We start from the raw sequence: 21,621 nt of genomic DNA, 5'->3' as shown, positions 1-21,621 counted from the left end.
GGATAAATCAATGTTATCAGAAAGAGAACTAAAAGACGTAATCGAAAAAATAATAGGTGAAATGAAAACCAGTGAAACGCCTGTATCTACAGGAGCAAACACAACATCAGCAAATAGTACAAACTATAGTAATGCAGCTTCTTCAACAAAGAGTGAAGAAACACGTGAAAATCCGCATATAGTAAACGGAGAAGTAAGAGATATTGGACAAATAAATATCAAAGACCAGATGTTAGTAAACAGTCCTGAAGACAGGGAAGAATATATGAAACTGAAACAGAAAACATCTGCAAGACTTGGTATCGGTAGGGCAGGAACAAGAATGAAAACAGAAGTATTGCTAAGATTGAGAGCGGACCATGCTGCCGCACAGGACGCGGTATTTAACGATGTTCCTACTGAATTTCTTGATGAATTGGGACTGTTTGAAGTTACTACTGAATGCGAAAGCAGAGACCAGTATATAACAAGACCTGACTTGGGAAGAAAAATCTCTCCCGAGGGTATAAAAATAATAGAAGAAAAATGTAAGAAAAATCCTACAGTACAAATATTACTTTCCGACGGGCTAAGCTCAACTGCTGTAGAAGCAAATGCCAAAAATATAATACCTGCATTGTTAAATGGGCTTAAAGGATACGGAATTGAAACAGGAAATACTTTCTTTATAAAATACGGAAGAGTCGGAGCAGGAGACCATGTCGGAGAAATATTGAATGCCGATGTAGTATGTATGCTTATAGGAGAAAGACCGGGACTTACAACTGCTGAAAGTATGAGTGCCTACATTACTTATAAAGCAAGACCGGGAATATCCGAAGCAAAAAGAACTGTTGTATCAAACATTCACAAGGACGGAACTCCTTCATCAGAAGCAGGAGCCCATGTTGCTACATTAGTTAAGAAAATACTTGATGCAAAAGCAAGTGGACAGGACTTGAAATTATAGTTGAATATAAATACAAAAATTAAAATCTTTAGGAGGAAAAAATGAAAGGTGATAGACTAAAAGCCAGCGTATTAGCTGTAAAATTAATCCCAAATATCGATAGTGATATGGCAAAAGAACTGAGTTTGCCTGAAGGACACAGAAGTATAGGAATCTTAACGGCAGATTGTGATGATGTTACATATACTGCATTAGATGAAGCTACAAAAAAAGCGGTTGTTGAAGTAGCTTACGGAAAATCATTCTATGGTGGAGCTGCAAATGCAAATACAAAATTGGCAGGGGAAGTAATAGGTATATTGTCAGGGCCTACTCCGGCAGAAGTAAAAAGCGGGCTGGCAGCAGCAGTTGACTTCATTGAAAATGAAGGAGCATTCATAAGTGCTAACGATGATGACAGTATAGCTTATTATGCTCACTGCATATCAAGAACAGGAACTTATTTGTCGAAAACAGCAGGAATTGAAGAAGGAGAATCTTTGGCTTATTTAATAGCACCTCCGTTAGAAGCAATGTACGCATTGGATGTGGCATTAAAATCTGCTGATGTGAGATTAGTTGCGTTCTATGGACCGCCTTCAGAAACAAACTTCGGTGGAGGACTTTTGACTGGAAGCCAGTCTGCATGTAAAGCTGCATGTGATGCTTTCGCTGAAGCAGTAAAAGCTGTTGCGGATAATCCGTTAAGTTATTAATTGAAATTTTACAAAAAACAGTTTAGGAGGAAAAATGAGTATTAACGAAATTATCATCTATATTATGGTCATATTCATGGTAATAGGTGGAATAGATAAGTGTATCGGAAATAAATTCGGTTACGGTGAAAAATTTGAAGAAGGAATTATGGCAATGGGTTCTCTTGCAGTTGCAATGGTCGGAATTATTTCATTGGCACCGGTTTTAGGTAAAATATTGACACCTATTGTAGGACCTGTATATAGTATGCTTGGAGCAGACCCGTCAATGTTTGCTACAACATTATTAGCAAATGATATGGGAGGAGCTCCTCTTGCGTTAAGTATGGCGAAAGACCCTCAATCAGGACTTTTTGCGGCGTTTATTTTAGGGTCAATGATGGGACCTACTATAGTATTTACAATTCCTGTTGCATTGGGAATTATAGAAAAAGAAGATAATCCGTTTTTAGCAAAAGGGATATTATCAGGTATAACAACTATTCCTTTAGGATGTCTTGCCGGAGGAATTGCGGCAGGGTTCCCTATCGGTGTGGTACTTAGAAACTTAATCCCTATAATAATCTTTGCAGTGCTGATTTGTTTAGGATTATGGAAAATACCTGAAAAAATGACTAAAGGATTTGCAGTATTCGGTCAAATAGTAGTAGTTGTCATAACAATAGGACTGATTGCTTCAATTGTTGAAAAATTGACAGGAATAGTAGTTATTCCGGGAATGGACCCGATAGATGAGGGAATCAATGTAGTAGGAGGAATAGCTATCGTCCTTGCAGGAGCATTCCCGCTGGTACACTTTATAACTAAAGTATTCCAGAAACCTTTGACTGCCATAGGAAAAAGTTTAGGAATGAACGAAGCAGGAGCAGCCGGGTTTGTTGCCACATTGGCAAATAACATACCTATGTTCGGTATATTGAAAGATATGGATGAAAATGGTAAAGTAATGAACATAGCTTTTGCGGTAAGTGCTGCATTTGTATTCGGAGACCATTTAGGATTTACTGCGGGATATGCAAATGGGCAATATAAAGCTATGGTATTCCCCATGATAGTAGGAAAATTAGTAGCAGGGATAACTGCAATATTTGTTGCGAAATTTCTATTTGGAAAGAAAAAAGAAACAGCAGAGTAAAAAAATCATATAATCTTACTAAGGAGGAAGAAGTGAAATCCAATATAAATAAAATAACAGGACTATTTTTGTTTTTATTAGTGGCTTTAAGCCTTTCAGCTGCCAATCTTGACGAATTGAGATGGGTTCCTAAGAACAGGGAAGCTTTGTCAAAATTGATAGATGAAAATAAAAATAAAGGTAATTACGTAGTTTTTGACTGGGATTATACATCTATCTATCAGGATACTCAGGAAAATTTATTCAGATACCAAATAGATAATCTCAAATTTAAAGCAACTCCTGAAGAATTTTCCAAAGCAATCAGAAAAGATATTCCTTTGGATAATTTCGCAAAAGGATATGAAAATGTGAAAGGTCAGCCTATCAACATCACAAAAATAGCAAATGACCTTGACAAGAGATATGCTTTCCTTTATGAAAACTATATAAAAAATCAGAAAATGTCTTTGGAAAAAATTAAAGCAACAGAAGAATTTAAAGATTTTAGAGGAAAACTTGCATTTCTTTATGAAGCTATAGGAGGAAGTTTTTCTCATGATGTAGCTTATCCTTGGGTTCTTTACCTGTTTGACAATATGAGTGTAGCGGAAGTGCAGAAATTAGCCAAAGAAGCTAATGACTTTGGAATAGGAAATAAACTCGGAAAATATGTCATTGAATCAAGTGATAAACTTACAGGAGAAGCGGGAAAAGTAAGTCATCAATATAAAAGCGGGTTAAGAGTACAATCTGAAACTGCAAATCTGTTCCACGAATTTGAAAAAAATGGAATAAAAGTATATATAGTTTCAGCTTCCCTCGAAGATATAGTAAAAGTATTCGCAAATGATAAATCTTACGGATATAATTTAAGTGCTGACAGTGTTTACGGAATGAGACTTGAAATGAACGGAAATAAATACAAAGCCGAATATAAACACGGTTACCCTCAGACACAGACTAAAGGAAAAGTTGAAATAATAAATAAATTCCTGAAACCTAAACATGGAGGGAAAGATCCTATTTTAGTAGCTGGGGACAGTGAAGGAGACTTTAATATGCTTTCCGAGTACAAAGGTACAAAAATTCTGCTTCTTATGAAAAGAAAAGGAAAACTCGACAACCTTGCAAAAGATAAGAGAGCATTAATCCAAACGAGAAGTGAAGAAACAGGATTATTCGTTCCTGAAAATTAATTAAAAATTTTGGAGGAAAAAACGATGGATTTAAAAAACTTGGACAGAGAAACATTGGAAAAAATACTTAGAAAAGTAGTGCAGGAAGAGCTGAACAGAAAAGTCGGAGGATTTGAAAAATTTATCGATAAAAGTGGAGTAGGAGTTGTCAAAATACCTTCAGTAAAACCTGAAAGGTTTGATACAGGAAATCCTAACGATAAAGTATTTTTAACTGATGTATTTACAATAGAAGAAAGCGGAAGATTGAGCTGCGGAGTAATGGAAATGGAAGAATCTGCTTTTGACTGGGAGCTGAATTATGATGAAATAGATTATGTCATAGACGGTACTCTAGAAATCATAATAGACGGACGTAAAGTTACGGGAAACAGAGGAGACGCCATTTTAATCCCTAAAGGGTCAAAAATAAAATTCAGTGCTCCTAATTTTGCAAGATTTCTATATGTGATTTACCCTGCAAACTGGCAGGATACTTGTAAATAGAAATAATTCAATACAAGAAAACTTCCTTAATGGTTTAAATAAAAAATAGCATTTATTAATTTGATAATTTTATAAATGCTATTTTTTTACAAAAACATTTTTTATAGAGATTAATTTTTCTCTTCAATCTTATTCTTTTCACTATTTTTCATAAAAATATTTTTGTAAAGATTAATAATTTTCTTTTATTTTATTCTTTTCAGCTTCTCTATGATTATTTTCTGATTTTATTAATAATGAATATAATGCCTAAAATAGTCAGCTCACAAATGCGAAATACTACCCAAAGCACAATAAAGCAAAATAATGTTAAAATAACACTTATAGTTATTAAATCTATAAAATTTGTATCATAATTTCCACCTTTACCGTATTTATCAACAAATTTAGACGGATTTATATATTTTATATTTTTACCAAATTTCTGCTCTATATCATTTTCGGTAAGATTTAGGCGATAATCGGAAGACTTTCTTCCTTTTTTCATATAGAAATAGCCTTTGCAATTTATGTCTTTCTCACCTGTAATATATCCTACATAATAATCTCCGACCAGAGCTATTTTAGATACTAATCCACATATACCGTCACTTTTATTTTTTCTTTCTTCTTCAGTTGCATTCATATATTCTCTTTCCATTTTATTATTTCTAAGTATAACATCTGGATTGTATTCTATAATGGGAGGATCTTCTCTCTCTAAAAAGTGTACTTTGTCCATTCTAAGATATTCATTTTTTTTATAATTGTCATCTATAATGCCGTATATAAAATATGAAAACCCTATTCCAAGACCTATAATAAATGGAAATAAAAAAATTATATCAGTAATAGTGAATTTCTTTTTCATCTTACTTTCTCCGATGCTTTTTGCATGACTATTCTTCTAATAAATTGCATTGCTTCTTTTTCATTTTCAAATACTCTATCAACCAAAGCAACACTTTTATATCCGTCAGACATACTATAAGGTGTTCCTGTTTCTTTTCCTAAAGGGAAGCCTTTATTAGTTAAGTCATAAGGTTTTGCAAATTCATCGTATAGTTTATATCTCTTTATAACTTTAAGATGTATACCGTCGCTTTTTGGTTCATAAGACCTCGGTATAGGCGGTAAATTTTTTTTGACTTTTACCTGAGTAATAGGCTTTTTGGAATCTTCAAGCATATACAGAAAATTGTTTATTACATCATCATCATCAATATTTTTTGACATAGTTGCCCTTTTCATTTATAAAGTTTTATTTTTTATTAACATATTATATCTTAAAAAATAAGAAAAATCAATAATATCATAAAAATTCAAATGAATTTCTGAAAATTTGCTCTTTTTCCTCTTGTCATTTTATTTTTTGAATTTTAAACTTTCTTCTGTTCCAAACTTTCTTCTGAATTTTCCCTTTTAAATAAAATGAAAATGTGCGATAATATAAAAAAATACAAAATGAGGTTACTATGGATAAATTTTTCAAATTTTTAAATTCAGATAGATATCAGTATACTGAAAGTGAGATATATCTGAAAAATAATATGCAAAATCAGACAGCTGTTTTTGATGTATTTCTGCGGACAGAAAAAGAAAATGATTATGCGGTAGTATATGGAATATCCGATGTACTCGAACTGATAGACATACTCAACAATACTTCTTATAAAGATAGAAAAAAATATTTGTCAGAAATATTTGATGATAATGATTTTATAGAATATATTGCCAATATAAAATTTACAGGCTCGATAAAAGGTGTAAGAGACGGAGAAATTGTTTTTTCCAATGAACCTGTTCTTACCATTACGGCTCCGCTAATTCAAGGGAAAATACTGGAAACACCTATTTTAAATATACTCAATTATCAGATACTCACAGCGACTGTTACTTCTAAAATTGTACAGGCAGCTGAAAATAAAGGAGTATTGTTTTTCGGAACAAGAAGAGTGCCAGGGTTTGAAGCCTCAATGGCTATGACAAAAGCTGCCTATATAGCAGGCTGTATATCCCATTCAAATATAATGGGAGAATATTTTCAAAATTTGAAAAGTATAGGGACTATGACACATGGATTTATTCAAAGTTTCGGTATGGAGAAAAATTCCGAATATAAGGCCTTTGATATGTTTATAAAAAAATATAAAAATGAAAAGCAACCTTTAATAATGTTGGTGGATACTTATAATACATTAAAAAGCGGTATACTAAATGCGGTAAATGCATTCAAAAATAACAATATAAATGATGAATATAAAGGAACATACGGAATTAGAATAGATTCGGGAAATCTGGAAGAACTGTCAAAAAAATGCAGAAGAATATTGAATGAAAATGGATTTTATAATGCAAAAATAATATTGACGGGCAGTCTTAATGAAAAAAAGATAAGAAAACTGATAGAAAATGGAGCGGAAGTTGACACATTCGGAGTTGGCGACTCGATAGCATTGCCTGAAAAAGAAATCAGTACGGTTTATAAAATGTCTGTAATAAATGGAAATGATGTAATGAAAATCTCTGATGATAAACAGAAAATGTCCTTACCCGGAGATAAAAAAATATATAGAGTCTATAAAAATAATGATTTTTCAGATATTATAATTCTTGAAAAAGAACAGTATAAAGGAGAAGAAACTGGACAAAAATTTTTGATAAATGAAGATAATATACTTGAAAGGGAACAATATAAAAGAGAGGAGCAGTCTAAAAAAGGAAATAATATTAGAAAATTAACTGTCGATTATATAATAGACGGAGAAAAAAATGAGGAAAACTGTCGATTATTAGAGTTGGGAGAAACAAAAAAATATTATGACAGTAATCTGTCATATTTAAAGAAAATATACAACGAAAAAGAAAAAATAAAAAGAGTAAAACTTTCAGAAAAATTGAAAAAGCTGAAAGATAGCCTTGTAAGTATAATAAATATAGAAAAATAACAGAAATACTAAAAATGGAATTAGCAAAGAATATAAAAAAGAATATAAATAATACGAAAAAACATAGAAAATAAAAAATATAACTAATGAAGAAGCAGATGAGAAAAAAAATAACGAAATATAAGAAATATAAAATATAGATCAGATAAAATAAAAAGGGAGTAAAATGATAAAACAGCTTATAATTTTGATACAGTTTATGACGAGGATACCTGTTTTTGTAAATGTCGAATATGATGAGGAAAAACTGGGAAAATCAATAAAATATTTTCCGTTAGTAGGTGCGATAATAGGGATTTTCCTTTACGGAATAAATATTTTGGCAGGAAAGATAACCGTAAATAGACAAATTGCAGCTATGATTATAATAATAGCAGAAATATTCATAACAGGACTTATTCATATTGACGGACTTGCAGATACTGCCGACGGACTGTTCAGCTATGCTGAAAAAGAAAAAATACTGGAGATTATGAAAGATTCGAGAGTAGGAACAAATGGAGCAGTGGCATTGATACTATATTTTATGACAAAAGTGATACTGCTTTCAGAAATAAGACCTGAATATATAATTCTCTATCCTGTAATTTCAAGGCTGTCTACATCGATAAATGCAGGACTTGGAGAATATGCGAGAAAAAACGGTATGAGTAATGGGATAATTGGGAAAAATGGTAAAAAGGAAGCTGTCATTTCAATTATAATAACAATGATTTTATCTTTCATAATATTAAAAGCGAAAGGCTTGATAATATTGATTTTTGCTATATTATTCATACTTCTCCTGATGAAAGGTGTAAAAAGAAAAATAGGAGGAATAACAGGAGATACTATGGGAGCGTCCCTTGAATTGACGTCGATTTTGGTTTTACTGGCAGGAGTGGTATTAAAATGAAAACAGGACAGACGAATATTATATTTATAAGACATGGTGAAACAGATATGAATAAGGCAAATCTCTATTTTGGACATTTAGACCCTGAATTGAACGAAGTAGGGAAAAATCAGCTGCAAAAAACACGAAAATTACTCAAATACTTTGAAAAAGATATTCATATTGTCTTTTTCAGTGATTTGAAAAGATGTATGGAAAGTATGAATACTTTGAAAATAAATGAAAATATAAAAAAAATAGCAGACAGTTCCTTTAGAGAATTAAATTTTGGAATATTTGAAGGAAAAACTTATGAACAGATAAAGAATGAATTTCCCGAAGAGGCAAAAAAAATGGAAAAAGACTGGAAAAACTTCAAAGTGCCGCAAGGAGAAAGCTTGAAAGAGCTTATGAAAAGAGTAATCGAAAAATTGGAGCAACTAATTGAGAAATATAAAAATAAAACGATAATAATCGTATCCCATGCGGGAGTTATAAAAACGGTGATAAGCTATTATTTGTACGGAAATCTCGACGGATATTGGAAAATAAAGATAGACAACGGCTCCATAACAAAAATGTGTATACTGAAAGACGGATTTACCTATTTTGACTATATAAACAGAATTTAGAAGAAAAAATAAAATTAGGAAATTAATGAATAAAATCTAAAGGGGAGGAGATTTTAAAAGGAGAAATTTTTTGGAGGAAAATAAAGATGATTATTGCTCAAAGTTATGAAGATTTATTGAAAAAAAATAAAAAGCTCGTATTTATAGACGTGAGAAGTCCTAAAGAATATAAAGAAGCCCATATACCCGAAGCTATAAACATTCCCGTTTTTTCTGACAGTGAAAGAGAAAAAATAGGAACAATGTATAAGGAGCAGGGGAAAAAAGAGGCTATAAAAGAAGCGTTGAAAACAGTAGGACCAAAAGTATATGACATATATATGGAAATGGATAAACATGTAGAAAAGAACAGTGAATTGGTTGTATATTGTGCAAGGGGAGGGATGAGGTCGTCGACAGTAGTCTCTCTTTTTAAGGAATTTTCCTTGCCTGTAGTGAAATTGCTGAAAGGATATAAAGGATACAGACAATACTTAAATGAAAAACTGCCTGAAATAATTGAAAATGCTGAATTTATAACTTTATATGGAAAAACAGGTTCAGGAAAGACAAAGATACTAAAAGTTCTCGAAAAAAAAGGATATGATGTACTCGACCTTGAAAAATGTGCCAATCATAGAGGTTCATTACTGGGAAGTATCGGGCTGGGAGAAAAGTATTCCCAGAAATTTTTTGAATCCAATGTATTTAACAGTTTTCTGTCATTTCGGACAGGAAAAATCATTGTTGAAGGAGAAAGTAAGAGGATAGGGAATATTATTATGCCCGAGTATTTATACAGAAAAATAATAAATTCGAGAAAATTACTCATAGAAACAGAGCTGAAAAAAAGAATAGAAATTATAAAAGAAGATTATCTCAAAGACGGATATACGAAAGAAGAAATAATTAAAGCACTTAAAAGCCTTGAAAGATATATAGGTGAAAAACAGGTAAATGAATATGTAAAAAATATAGAAGAAGAAGAATATGAGATCGCTATAAAAAATCTGATTGAAAAATATTATGACAAAGTCTACACTACGAAACATAAAGATTTTGAAAAGACTTTTCAGAATACGGATGAGGAAAAATGTGTCAATGAGATAACAGAATATATTTTCGGTAAAAAATAATAAATCGGAAAATAAAAATACAGAAAAATAATAAAATCAGTAATTATAAAAAGCTTAATATAAAAAATTAAAAAAATAAAAATTTAAGAAATTTAAAAAATTAGAGAAATTTAAGAAATTTGAAAAAAGTAATAAATCGTAAAGAATGAGAAATTTTAGATAATAATGATATAAAAATAACAGTTGCAAAAAGTTTTAATAACTATTATAATGTATATACAAACTATAAAAATGAAAATTTAATAAAAAAAGAGGTGAATTATGTTTTTTCCAATATTTGTAGATGTTGAGAATAAAGAAATATTAATCATAGGGGGAGGGAAAACAGGTACAAGAAAGGCTCAGACTTTGAAGGAATATGGAGCAAAAATTACCGTATATTCTGAAAAGATTACTGAAGAAGAATTATTGAAAGATAAAGATATAAAAACAGTCAATCAGAATGTGTCCCATAATGAAGATGAAATAAAAGGACTTGTGAAAAATTATTTTATGGTAGTAGCCGCTACGGATGATATTGAGCTGAATAATAAAATAGCCCATATATGTATGAATGAAAATATCCTTGTGAACAATGTTTCCTCAAAAACCGAGATGAACTCAATGTTTGCAGCAATAGTGAAAAATGATGAATTTCAAATCGGGATAGGTTCATACGGAAAAAGCTGTAGGAGATCTAAGGCACTAAAAGGGAGAGTGCAGCAGGTTATAGACGAGATTTCAAAAATTAACTATTAAAAAATATAAAAAAGGTGTTTGAAATGTATAAAAGACATAGAAAATTGAGAAATAACAGTGCAATAAGAAATTTAGTAAAAGATGTATATATTGAAAAGAGTGATTTGATTTATCCTATTTTTATAGAAGAAGGAGAAAATATAAAAAATGAAATCAGCTCAATGCCCGGGATATTCAGATATTCCATTGACAGAATTGATGAAGAGTTGGAAGAGCTTGTAAAACTCGGAATAAATTCAATATTATTATTCGGAATACCGAAGCATAAAGATGAATACGCTACAGAAAGTTACAATGAAAATGGTATAATCCAGAAAGCAATCAGATATATAAAGAAAAAATATCCCAATTTTTTGATTATCGGAGATGTGTGCTGCTGTGAATATACAAGCCACGGACATTGCGGAATACTCGATGAAAAAGGATATGTAAAAAATGATGAAACTCTCGAAGTGCTTGCGAAAATAGCACTGTCTTACGCAAAAGCGGGAGCGGATATAATCGCTCCGTCAGATATGATGGACGGGAGAGTGGAAAAAATATCCCGAATTTTGGCTGAAAATAATTTTAGCAATATCCCGATTATGTCCTATTCGGTAAAATATTCGTCTTCTTTTTACGGACCTTTTAGAGATGCGGCGGATTCGGCTCCAAAATTTGGAGACAGAAAATCTTATCAAATGGATTTCAGATATGTCGGAGACGCTATGAGCGAAGTGAGAGCGGATCTGGAGCAGGGAGCAGATATGGTAATAGTGAAGCCTGCGTTAGCTTATCTGGACATACTTTCCAAAGTAAAGGAAACTTTTGATGTACCTGTCATAGCTTACAGTGTTTCAGGAGAGTACTCCATGGTGAAAGCTGCTGCGATTAATGGCTGGATAAATGAGAAAAATATAGTTATGGAACAGATGTATGCTTTCAAAAGGGCAGGAGCAAATGCGGTAATAACATATTTTGCGAAAAATATAGCACGCTATTTGGACGAGGAAGTTAGTGTTATCAATATTTAGAGTAGATTTTGCTGAAATTTGACAAACTTATGTATTACATTATACAATATAATAAAAATACATTTTATAAGGGAGTGGTATATTATGAATCTTAGAGATGCAAAAAGAATGGTTTATGAACAGGAGTTGAATTATGAAAGGGAAAAAAATGCAAAACCTGATGATTATAAGTATTATAATCCAAAAAATTTCACAACAAATCCTGAAAGAATTTACAAAATAATTGATGAAATAGAAAAAACAAAAGATTTAGACAAAAGAAGAGAAGATTTTGTTATGGACAGGAAAAAAGGCGAACCTGTAGTCCCCCTTGTAAGGGCTAACTTTACTGTAGGACATGCTACTTACGACTGGAAAAGTCCTGATGACGCCGTAGTAAAAGCGGAAGCAAGGGAAAGAACGCTAAACGGGGAAAATATCGATATGGCTATAAAGACATTGAAAAACTTTGATTCCCGTGATATAGATGCTAAAATAGCAGTGATGCAAAGATTTAACAATTCGACTGAAAGTATGGAATTATTTACTGATTTAAGATATGGTAAATTTAATGAAAGAGATAGAGATTTAAAAAAATTTTTTAAAAATTACGAGATATTGGAAGATCCACATATTGATACAAAAACAGGAATGTCAGCATTGGTAATAGGAAACAGGAGAACAAAAAACGTAGAAATAATATTTGGAGCAAGTCAGGATCCTGGTCATATATTTGATAAAGACAGCCCAAAAGAATTAAAAGATTTTGAAGGTAATGAAATATTGAAAGAATACATTGAAAAAGGAGAAAATGGTAAATATACAAGAAAAGACTGGGCAAATAATGTTGCTTCGGCAGTTATGACATCCGGAAATCAGGAAGCTGCATTGGAGTTTGCTAAAAGAATAAAAGAGAAATACAAGACTGAACATAACGGCTATCAGACATTGACTGATGTAAACGGACATTCGAAAGGAGGAGGGGAAGCAATGCATTCGGCTTCTCATCTTGACCTAAGATGTCTAATGATAGATTCTGCTCCCGATACTAATCCCGGAAAATTTATAAATAACTATAAATTTATGACCATTGTACCGGGTAATGGAAATGCGACATTGACTACTGTTGAAAAAATCGAAGGAACAGAATTTCATATATTAAAATTTAAAGTAGGTACACATGGAAGAGGTGCGTATAAAACTTCCAACACTCTTGCAATTCCTGTAGAGTATAATACAAAAAGGGAAGAATTAATAAAAGAAAGATATGGAAATAGTATTGCGCTCAATTTTGTACAGCATTATCCTAATAATGAAAAGACGATAGAAAGAATAGAAGAACTGCAAAAATATGCTAAGGAAATAGAACCGAGATTTAATGAAGTATATAAAGACGGAAAATATATAGATAAAAAAACATCGGAAAAATCATTTACAAGATAATCTAAAATTATATAGTCAAAGGAGAATGAAAATGAAAAAAATCCTAATATTAATTATTTTAACAATATTGTTAACAAGTTGTTTTGTTTCAAATTCATATAAATGTCTTGATTATCAGGGTGATAAAAAATGTATAAGATTTTATGACGGTGAAGAATACGTTTGGGAATAACAATATATAAATATACTTTCAAAAAATATCTTTAAAGCTGTATAGTTGATAGTTTCAAAATTGTATAGCTTTGAAGCTATATGGTCAAAAGCTTTGAATTATATAGTCAATAGACTTGAAGTTGTATAATCAATATCTTTGGAGCTATTTTGAAGCTATATAGTAAAAGGAGTAAAAATGAAAAAAATAATAATATTATTTATTTTGGCGATGTTATTAATAAGTTGTGTTGCTGTAAATCCAAATAAATGTCTTGATTATCAGGGTGATAAAAAATGTATAAGATTTTATGATGGTCAAGAATACGTTTGGGAATAACAGTATATAAATATACTTTCAAAAAATATCTTTAAAGCTGTATAGCCAATAGTTTCAAAATTGTATAGCTTTGAAGCTATATGATCAAAAGCTTTGAATTATATAGTCAATAGACTTGAAGTTGTATAATCAATATCTTTGGAGCTATTTTGAAGCTATATAGTAAAAGGAGTAAAAATGAAAAAAATCCTAATATTATTTATTTTGTCAATATTGTTAACAAGTTGTTTTGTTAAAGATCCATATAAATGTCTTGATTATCAGGGTGATAAAAAATGCATGAGATTTGTTGATGGTGATGAAATTATTTGGGAAGAAAAAAAATAGATACTTTCAAAAAATGGCTCTAAAGCTGTATGATTAATATCTTTAAAGCTATTGTAGTCCTATACAGTCAAAGAAGAGTAAAAATGAAAAAAATCATAAAATAGTCAATTGGCAAAAATAGTCAATATTGACTATTTTTTTGAGTACTAAAATAGCACAAAAATAGTACAATATATAAATTTAAGACTATCTCATAAGGTGGGAAAATATCTTAACCATAAGTTATATACATTCTATTATTTTTATAAAATCAATGAAAATAGTATTTCTCAATTCTTATAGTATTTCTTCAATTATTTAAAATATATCATTTTATGTCAGAGAATTTGTTTTTAACTTATAGACAGCCTCGTATAATGCTAAAAAGAAAGTAAAAAAGTCAAAATCTGAAAAAATATAAAAAATCTGAAAAAATATAAAAATAATGCTTGTATATGAAGCGAAAATAAAATATAATACGTATGTCAGAATAAAAAAAGAAAAAGTTAAAGAGAGTAAAAATCTAACTTTAATATAGAAAAAAATATAGAAAAAGTATAAAAAAAATAGAAGAAAGAAGGTATATATGAAAATAGTAATAGTAGGGGCAGGAGTGGTAGGAGAGTCTCTCTGTACCGAATTATCTCAGGAGGGGAATGATGTCATTCTCATTGAAAAAAGAGAGGAAATATTAAATAAGATAATAGACACTAACGATATAACGGGGCTCGTAGGAAACGGAGCATCTTATGAAAATCTTATCGAAGCGGGAGCCGATAAAGCCGATGTTTTTATAGCGGTAACTGAAGCCGACGAACTGAATATTATTTCCTGTATCATTGCCCAGAAAATAGGTGCGAAGTATACCATTGCCAGAGTAAGAAACCCTGAATACACTGCAAATACTAAATTTGTAAGAGAAGGATTGGGAATATCAATGATGATAAATCCCGAAGAAGAAGCTGCCAAAAGTATAATAAATAAACTGAAATTTCCCAATGCCGTAAGTGTGGACAGTATTTTTTCAAACAGAGCCAATATACTTGAGTTGGAAATAACAGGTGAAAGCAGCCTGAAAGGGATAATGCTGAAAGACCTTGACAAAGTGTCATCCGAAAAAGTAATAGTATTTATAGTAAAAAGAGGGGAAGAAGTGTTTATTCCGTCAGGAAATTTCATTCTTGAAGAAGATGACAGCATATACGTTACAGGGACAAGTGATGCGATAATGAAATTTTACAATGAAATGGGATATAAGCATAAAAATATAAATTCGGCTATGATTATAGGTGGAGGGACTATTTCCCATTATTTGACCGAAAGACTCGTAAAAATAAGAAAACAGATAAAAATAATAGAATCCGACAGAGAAAAGGCTGAAAAACTTAGTCAATGTTATCCAAATGCAATAGTAGTAAACGGAGATGAAACAGATCAGGAGTTTTTATTAAATGAGGGGATTAGAAATTATGACGCTGTTTTAGCATTGACGGAAAAAGATGAAGAAAATATTGTAATCTCAATGTTTGCAGAATCCGTAAATGAGGGGAAAATTATAACTAAAATGAACAGAACCCTGTTATTGCCGATTTTGGAAGAAAAGGGTCTGGATTCGATTATCGTACCTAAGAAAGTAATAGCTGACATAATTATAAGGGTAGTTCGTTCCAAGATAAATGCCAAAGGCTCGAAAATGAATACTCTGCATAGACTTGTAGATAACAGGATAGAGGCTATAGTATTTGAAGTAAGTCCTCAAAGCAAGATAATCGGTATCCCGATAAAAGATTTGAAAGTAATTCCAAATCTCTTGATAGTTTGTATTTTGAGGGAAGAAGCCCTCATATATCCGGGCGGAGATGATATAATTCAGCCGAAAGACAAGGTTATGGTCATAACTCTCAAGAAAACGATAGAAGACATCGACGATATTTTAGAATAGCGGTAGGGGGAATAGGAGAAAAAATATGAACAAAAAAATGATAGGTTTTATAGTGGGAAGAATACTTCTGCTTGAAGCAGGATTAATGGTTCTGCCTTTATTAATCAGTTTTATTTACAAAGAAGCATGGAATTACAAGTTTTCTTATTTCGCAATAATAATGATACTTGTCATATTGGGCTTCATACTTTCAGGAAAAATGCCTGAAAATACTGAAATCCAAGGAAGAGAGGGCTTCGTTATAGTTTCGTTATCGTGGATACTGCTTTCGGCTTTCGGGGCATTACCTTTTGTTATGACAAAGGAGATACCGTCTTTTATTGACGCGTTTTTTGAAACGGTGAGCGGATTTACTACTACAGGGTCGAGTATAATAACCGACCTTTCTAAAATAAGCCATTCAAATTTATTTTGGAGAAGCTTTACACACTTTGTAGGAGGAATGGGAGTATTAGTTCTGGCACTTGCAATATTTCCTAAAAATTCACCCAGTTCGGTACATGTTATGAAAGCTGAAGTACCCGGACCTACATTCGGGAAACTGGTATCAAAACTTTCTACAACTGCGAGAGTACTTTATAAAATATATGTTGTAATGACGATAGCTATTATCATTTTACTTATGTTCGGAGGACTAAATCTGTTCGAGTCGTCATTACTGGCATTCGGAACGGCAGGAACGGGGGGATTCGGAGTAAGAAACGGAAGTATACTGCCTTATCACAGTGCCTATGTGGAAATGGTTCTGGCAGTTGGAATGCTCGTTTTCGGAGTGAATTTTAATATATATTATTTTATACTTATAAAAAAAGCAAAAGAAGCTCTTGCCAATGAGGAGTTGAAATACTATCTTATAATCGTCTTTTTAAGCACGGCGCTTATAATGATAAATATAATTTCGACTTATAAATCCCTATGGCAATGTTTTAGAGATGCTTTTTTTTCAGTATCTTCGGTAATGACGACTACGGGATATTCTACGGCAGATTTTGGAAAATGGCCCGTATTTTCTCAGACAATACTGCTGATACTGATGTTTTTTGGAGCCTGTGCAGGTTCTACGGCTGGAGGACTGAAAATATCGAGAGTCGTTATGATGGGAAAAATGTTCGTTTCGGAAGTGAAACAGATGATAAGTCCTCATAGAGTAGTTACCGTGAAATACGAAAACAAGCCTCTTGACATAAAAATTCAGAAAAGTGTAGCGGCATATTTTATAGTTTATATGATTTTATTTACGGCTATGCTGCTTATAATATCTGTAAATTCTGAAGATTTTCTCACGGCTTTTAGTGCTGTTGCCGCCACGTTTAATAATATAGGTCCCGGCTTGGGAAAAGTAGGACCTGCTTTCAGTTTTGCCGAATACAGTGATTTTTCCAAATCGGTGTTGAGTTTCGGAATGCTCGCAGGTAGACTGGAAATTTATCCTATGCTTATACTGTTTGCACCGGGAACATGGAAAATAAAATAAAATTATTGTGATGAATATTAAAAGAGGCTATTTCAAAAATGGAAAAATAAAATATATAAAAAATATATTTTTTTATATATTTTATTTTAAGTTTTTCTTTTGAAACAGCCTTTTTGTTTTTTATAATTTTATAAGTTATTAATTATTTTATTTCCCGACTATTCAAGTGTTGATAGTAAAGTTATAATGTGGTTTCCGAAATAAAAAAACAAGGCAGTACATGTAATTTACTATTGAGAATAATATACAAGTCTACCATTAACAATAACATAGTATAATTTACAAAATTATCAAAATGCAGTTATTGTCGCTAATAATCCAAAAATAATCCCCGGCAGATTTGCTGCTGAGAGAGGCAAATCTTTTTTCTCTTTCAGTAATCCGTAACTTGTCCATATTGTACAGTTTATTGCGGCAGCTAAAGGTTGTAGAAAAGGGGTTTTGTTTCCACTCAGATTTCCCATTATCTGAGGGATATATGAAACATACATCAATACTGAGAGAAACGTTCCTATCCACCCCAAAATTTTTAAATTCTTTTCAGTCATAATTCTCTCCTTTCATAAAAAAACCGTTCCTATTGTACTATAATTTTTATCAAATGTAAATATGGGATTTTAGACAGCCCGTATTTTTAAATAATCTAAATTTCAAAAAAAATTCCTTGAAAATATTTTTATTTTTGGTAAAATTAAAGATAAGGAAGATATTTAGGTTTTTAATTCTATCATTGAGTTTAGAGTAACATTGTATGGATAAATCAATATGATAGATTAAGAATAGGAGTTGATTTTAAATGAGTAATAATTTGAAAAGAATGGAAAAGGATTTAAGGACTTTGGCAAAAAGATGCAAAGACATAAAATATACAAGAGCCTTATTATTAAGCTTTTTACTTATGGGAATGCTGTCTCTTGCGGAAGTAACATCTACAGAAGTGAAAAATACTGAAAAAAGTATAAATCAGACAAAAAGGGAATTAAACACCTCAATAGGAGAAATGAAATCACTCTTCAGACAAACAAGAGCAGCAAACAACAAGTTATTAAGAAGTGCAAATCTGGAACTTATCCAACTAATGGAACAGGGAGACCATGTAGTAAAGTCTCCGTGGTCATCGTGGCAATTCGGCATGGGATATGAGTTTAACAGTCAGAGAAAATCGTACGCAGGAAGAAAAGATAAACTCGAAAAATATCCATATGAAAATATATTTAAAAGAGAAACGGGAGAAAATGAGATAAACAGATATATATCACCTACAAGCCAGTTTTATTCTGATATAATGGGAAGATACGCAGGAATAAATGATCTGACTTCGGCATCGACAGCTGTAAGGGGAGCAGGAAATAATAGATATGGACTTGCAGTTACGGGACCTGAAACAGATTATCCCGTACCGTTGGAACTGGCAGCGACAGTAAGACCGAGAAATAGTGTGAATCCGAGAAATATAAGTAAAAATCCTGCAATAGTTGCAACTCCCGAAGTAACGACACCTGATGTGCCGGGAGTGAAAAGTTTCAGTACACCAAGTCCTGTTATAAATAGAGTAGACATAGCACAAATTCAAGTAGATAAAATAACAAATATTAGAGGTGGAACTGGAAATGAAGCCTTTATATTAAATAGCCAAAAGCCAAATGACCCAGATTATTCAAATCATGTAATTGTAACTTCTAGTTCTAGGGATTATCCACTTTTATCAGCTATTACTCAAACAAGTGCTATAGGAGGAACTATAAATGTTCATTCCAAAGGTGATACCTATGATATGTGGACAGAAGGAGTAACTTTTAAGGGTGTTGTAAATAACACAAATTCAGGAGGTTCACTGCATGAAGTAGCATATACTTATACAGGTGATATAAGTAGAACACAAGGACAGGATTATGGTAAAAATTGGGGAACTACTCGTTATCCAGCAAGATATGCAGCTTATGCAGCTATGAGAACAACAAGTGGACAAAGAATGGATATAAAAGATGTTACAATAAATTATAGCGGGCAAGAATTTGTAGAAGATGAACCCGATCCTCGTTTTCCTCAACAATATCATTTTCGTAGATTTTTATTTTATGCAGATTTAACTTATTCTTATGCTGATACAACAATAAATATATCAGAAAAAACAAAAATAAATATAGATGGAAATAAATTAGTAATGGTAGGATTGGTACATGCTATTAATAGAATGGGGTATAATGTAGGTGTGTATAATCAAGGAAGGATAACAACTTCAGCAAGAGGAAAAAATAATTATATTATGTCGTCTGTGGTCTTTGATCAGGGTCCACATCCTGAAAGATTATTTTTTGTAAATGGAGAAAAAGGGAAAATAACTCTAAATGGTGAAAAAGATACTTTTGCCTCTTTGCAAACAGTTGGAGCTAACCAAGGAGCTTCAACAATAGTAAACAAAGGAGATATAATATTTAATGGTAAAGGTGCAAGAGGAATTATATCAGGAATAAACTATGATCAGAGTCAAACATATTTTCATGATAAAAATTTAGAAATATTATTGTATAAACCTATGATATTTAATGGAGATAATTCAATAGGAATGGCATTTTATTATAATAGAGGAAATCCGTATTTTGAAGGAGGTGTTAATGTATTTGACCAAAATGATACAAGCACAGGATATGACGGTACTCCTAATAGAGTGGTACAGTTTCCTGATAAAACTTTGCCTTCTATATTAAAATTAAGAATGAACGGTAAAAATTCTGTTGGAATGCTATTTGAGCCTATATATTCTGCCTCAGATACAAGTGCAGAAGAGGTAAATCCAGGAGGAACTTCTCCAAATGCTCCTTCAGGGCATAAAGGGCTTGTAGATATAGTATCTACTGGCGATAATAGCCAGCTAATATATATAAAAAGAGGACATATAAATATAAAAAATCCTGATAGTAAACTTACAGCTGACAATACTAAGAAAAATACAGCTCTCTATGTAAATGGAGAGTACTATGATCAACATGTAAGTAGTAGAAGTTATGTTTATGAACGTAATGTTTCATTAGTAACAAATGAAGCAAAAATATCTATGAAAAACTCAGAAGATTCAGTTGGAATTTATGCAAGAGGAATATTAAAAAATCTTGTTTCAGGAAGTGTACAGATTGTTAGAGATTATGTCAATAACAGCAGAGCAAAAGTAACTAATACAGGAGAAATAACAATAACAGGAAAAGCAGTAAAAGGGATTGTTTCTGATAATGCAAATGTTACAAATACAGGAAAATTGATACTTGACGGTACTCAAAAAAATGATAACGAGGGAACAGTTGGATTGGCAGCTCTGGATGGAGGATATTTAAAATCAACAGGAACTGACAGTAGTATAAAAGTGGCAGGGAAATCTTCCATAGGTCTTTATGTATCAAGAAATAAAGACTTTGTCAATATAGGAACAGGAAATACAAACCTCATCGTAGAAAATACAAAAGTTGAAGCAAATGACGGCGCTGTAAACGTATACTCCAACGGAGGTACTGTAACCCTTGGTACAACAGGCAGTCCGACAGCTACAGTAAATCTTGTTACAGGGAATAATGCCCTGACTTTCAACAATGCTTTCTTCTATAAAGACGGAAGCGGAAATGTGCATTATGACACTACAAAAAACGGGAAAATAGTGCTGGCAGGAAAAGTAAAAGCAGATATAAAAGAAGGCGGAACAGTATTTTATGTTCAGGGTAATGGAGGAATGCCCGCACTTAATACATTTAACGATGATGTATTTAATGATACCATGGGAAATCTTACTTTGAATATGAACGACAAGTCTACACTGCTGGCAGCTTCCAATGTAACTGTAAATTTGAGTTCAGCAGTCGGCACTCCTAACTTTGGAGGGACATCAACTCCTACAATAACAGGAAGCTCAATATATAAAATATACAAGCTGCATAAAAGTCAGTTTAATGTAGACTCGAATGTAAACCTTGACAATGCCAATGATGCATATAACAGAATAGACGTGGCAAACTCATCCGTAGACATAAAAGCGGGAACTACGATAATAGGAACAAAACCTAATCAAAATGTAATAGCTCAGGAAAATCCGAATACAACTAACGTAAGCGCCATAAAGCTCATAAACAGCGGTACAATCAACCTTTCGGGTACAGGTTCATCGGCTATTTACGGTAAATTTTCCGAAATAACTAATAACGGTAACATAACTTTAGGAGAAAACTCCACGGCTCTATAAGGTAAATCCGACTCCAAAAT

The 21,621-nt window shown here is 32.0% G+C and carries 20 protein-coding genes; 17 read left to right on the top strand and 3 right to left on the bottom strand.

The features are described from left to right. The first annotated feature begins 10 nt into the window (after nt 1-10). The 5 genes from eutC (at nt 11) to ACO5J6_RS07630 (ending at nt 4,443) form a co-directional block, all read left to right on the top strand. Nucleotides 11-949, top strand: a complete 939-nt coding sequence (gene eutC / locus ACO5J6_RS07650; protein ID WP_485643178.1) for an ethanolamine ammonia-lyase subunit EutC — start codon at nt 11-13, stop codon at nt 947-949. Between the two features lie 41 nt (nt 950-990). Then, nucleotides 991-1,644 (top strand): ethanolamine utilization microcompartment protein EutL, encoded by a 654-nt coding sequence (gene eutL, locus ACO5J6_RS07645; protein WP_485643177.1) that lies wholly within the window; start codon nt 991-993, stop codon nt 1,642-1,644. A gap of 34 nt (nt 1,645-1,678) precedes the next feature. After that, nucleotides 1,679-2,779, top strand: a complete 1,101-nt coding sequence (gene eutH, locus ACO5J6_RS07640; protein WP_485643176.1) for an ethanolamine utilization protein EutH — start codon at nt 1,679-1,681, stop codon at nt 2,777-2,779. An 80-nt stretch (nt 2,780-2,859) separates the two neighbouring features. Continuing rightward, the gene (locus tag ACO5J6_RS07635) at nt 2,860-3,957 is read left to right on the top strand and encodes a haloacid dehalogenase-like hydrolase (RefSeq protein ID WP_485643206.1); all 1,098 of its coding nucleotides are present in this window, start codon (nt 2,860-2,862) and stop codon (nt 3,955-3,957) included. Between the two features lie 24 nt (nt 3,958-3,981). Further along, nucleotides 3,982-4,443, top strand: coding sequence for a cupin domain-containing protein (locus ACO5J6_RS07630; protein ID WP_485643175.1), 462 nt, complete (start codon nt 3,982-3,984; stop codon nt 4,441-4,443). Nucleotides 4,444-4,657: 214 nt separating this feature from the next. Here ACO5J6_RS07630 and ACO5J6_RS07625 read toward each other — a convergent pair whose 3' ends face one another. Next, on the bottom strand, nt 4,658-5,293 hold the full coding sequence (locus tag ACO5J6_RS07625) for a hypothetical protein (protein WP_485643174.1): 636 nt from the start codon (nt 5,291-5,293) through the stop codon (nt 4,658-4,660). After that, complete coding sequence (locus ACO5J6_RS07620) at nt 5,290-5,658, bottom strand: hypothetical protein (protein WP_485643173.1); 369 nt, start codon at nt 5,656-5,658, stop codon at nt 5,290-5,292. The genes ACO5J6_RS07625 and ACO5J6_RS07620 overlap by 4 nt, the downstream gene beginning before the upstream one ends. 239 nt (nt 5,659-5,897) lie before the next feature. Here ACO5J6_RS07620 and pncB point away from each other — a divergent pair, with 239 nt between their 5' ends. From pncB to ACO5J6_RS07565, 11 genes are all read left to right on the top strand, one after another. Continuing rightward, on the top strand, nt 5,898-7,370 hold the full coding sequence (pncB, locus tag ACO5J6_RS07615) for a nicotinate phosphoribosyltransferase (protein ID WP_485643172.1): 1,473 nt from the start codon (nt 5,898-5,900) through the stop codon (nt 7,368-7,370). Between the two features lie 166 nt (nt 7,371-7,536). Further along, nucleotides 7,537-8,265: an adenosylcobinamide-GDP ribazoletransferase gene (gene cobS / locus ACO5J6_RS07610; protein ID WP_485643171.1), complete on the top strand. Its 729-nt coding sequence runs from the start codon at nt 7,537-7,539 to the stop codon at nt 8,263-8,265. Beyond that, complete coding sequence (locus ACO5J6_RS07605) at nt 8,262-8,876, top strand: histidine phosphatase family protein (RefSeq protein WP_485643170.1); 615 nt, start codon at nt 8,262-8,264, stop codon at nt 8,874-8,876. Before cobS ends, ACO5J6_RS07605 begins: the two co-directional genes overlap by 4 nt. 86 nt (nt 8,877-8,962) lie before the next feature. After that, nucleotides 8,963-9,991 (top strand): tRNA 2-selenouridine(34) synthase MnmH, encoded by a 1,029-nt coding sequence (gene mnmH, locus ACO5J6_RS07600; protein WP_485643169.1) that lies wholly within the window; start codon nt 8,963-8,965, stop codon nt 9,989-9,991. A 261-nt stretch (nt 9,992-10,252) separates the two neighbouring features. Beyond that, on the top strand, nt 10,253-10,729 hold the full coding sequence (locus ACO5J6_RS07595) for a precorrin-2 dehydrogenase/sirohydrochlorin ferrochelatase family protein (RefSeq protein ID WP_485643168.1): 477 nt from the start codon (nt 10,253-10,255) through the stop codon (nt 10,727-10,729). A 23-nt stretch (nt 10,730-10,752) separates the two neighbouring features. Then, complete coding sequence (gene hemB / locus ACO5J6_RS07590) at nt 10,753-11,742, top strand: porphobilinogen synthase (RefSeq protein ID WP_485643167.1); 990 nt, start codon at nt 10,753-10,755, stop codon at nt 11,740-11,742. 84 nt (nt 11,743-11,826) lie between these two features. Beyond that, a complete protein-coding gene (locus tag ACO5J6_RS07585) occupies nt 11,827-13,164 on the top strand; it encodes a hypothetical protein (protein ID WP_485643166.1) in 1,338 nt (445 codons plus the stop codon). A 349-nt stretch (nt 13,165-13,513) separates the two neighbouring features. Further along, nucleotides 13,514-13,654 carry a hypothetical protein gene (locus tag ACO5J6_RS07580; protein ID WP_485643165.1) on the top strand — a complete coding sequence of 47 codons (141 nt, stop codon included), beginning with the start codon at nt 13,514-13,516 and terminating at the stop codon, nt 13,652-13,654. Between the two features lie 177 nt (nt 13,655-13,831). After that, nucleotides 13,832-13,981 carry a hypothetical protein gene (locus ACO5J6_RS07575; protein WP_485643163.1) on the top strand — a complete coding sequence of 50 codons (150 nt, stop codon included), beginning with the start codon at nt 13,832-13,834 and terminating at the stop codon, nt 13,979-13,981. Between the two features lie 565 nt (nt 13,982-14,546). Further along, on the top strand, nt 14,547-15,902 hold the full coding sequence (gene trkA / locus ACO5J6_RS07570) for a Trk system potassium transporter TrkA (RefSeq protein ID WP_485643161.1): 1,356 nt from the start codon (nt 14,547-14,549) through the stop codon (nt 15,900-15,902). Between the two features lie 25 nt (nt 15,903-15,927). Continuing rightward, nucleotides 15,928-17,376 carry a TrkH family potassium uptake protein gene (locus tag ACO5J6_RS07565; protein ID WP_485643159.1) on the top strand — a complete coding sequence of 483 codons (1,449 nt, stop codon included), beginning with the start codon at nt 15,928-15,930 and terminating at the stop codon, nt 17,374-17,376. Nucleotides 17,377-17,666: 290 nt separating this feature from the next. Here ACO5J6_RS07565 and ACO5J6_RS07560 read toward each other — a convergent pair whose 3' ends face one another. After that, nucleotides 17,667-17,924, bottom strand: a complete 258-nt coding sequence (locus tag ACO5J6_RS07560) for a SemiSWEET family transporter (RefSeq protein WP_485643157.1) — start codon at nt 17,922-17,924, stop codon at nt 17,667-17,669. Nucleotides 17,925-18,172: 248 nt separating this feature from the next. On the opposite strand from ACO5J6_RS07560, the gene ACO5J6_RS07555 reads away from it, so the two are divergent. Further along, a complete protein-coding gene (locus ACO5J6_RS07555; protein ID WP_485643155.1) occupies nt 18,173-21,601 on the top strand; it encodes an autotransporter-associated N-terminal domain-containing protein in 3,429 nt (1,142 codons plus the stop codon). Nucleotides 21,602-21,621: the final 20 nt, after the last annotated feature.

The sequence above is a fragment of the Pseudoleptotrichia sp. genome, assembly GCF_057270515.1.
The sequence above is the reverse complement of the archived record's forward strand: the minus strand, read 5'-3'. Positions and strand labels throughout refer to the sequence as shown.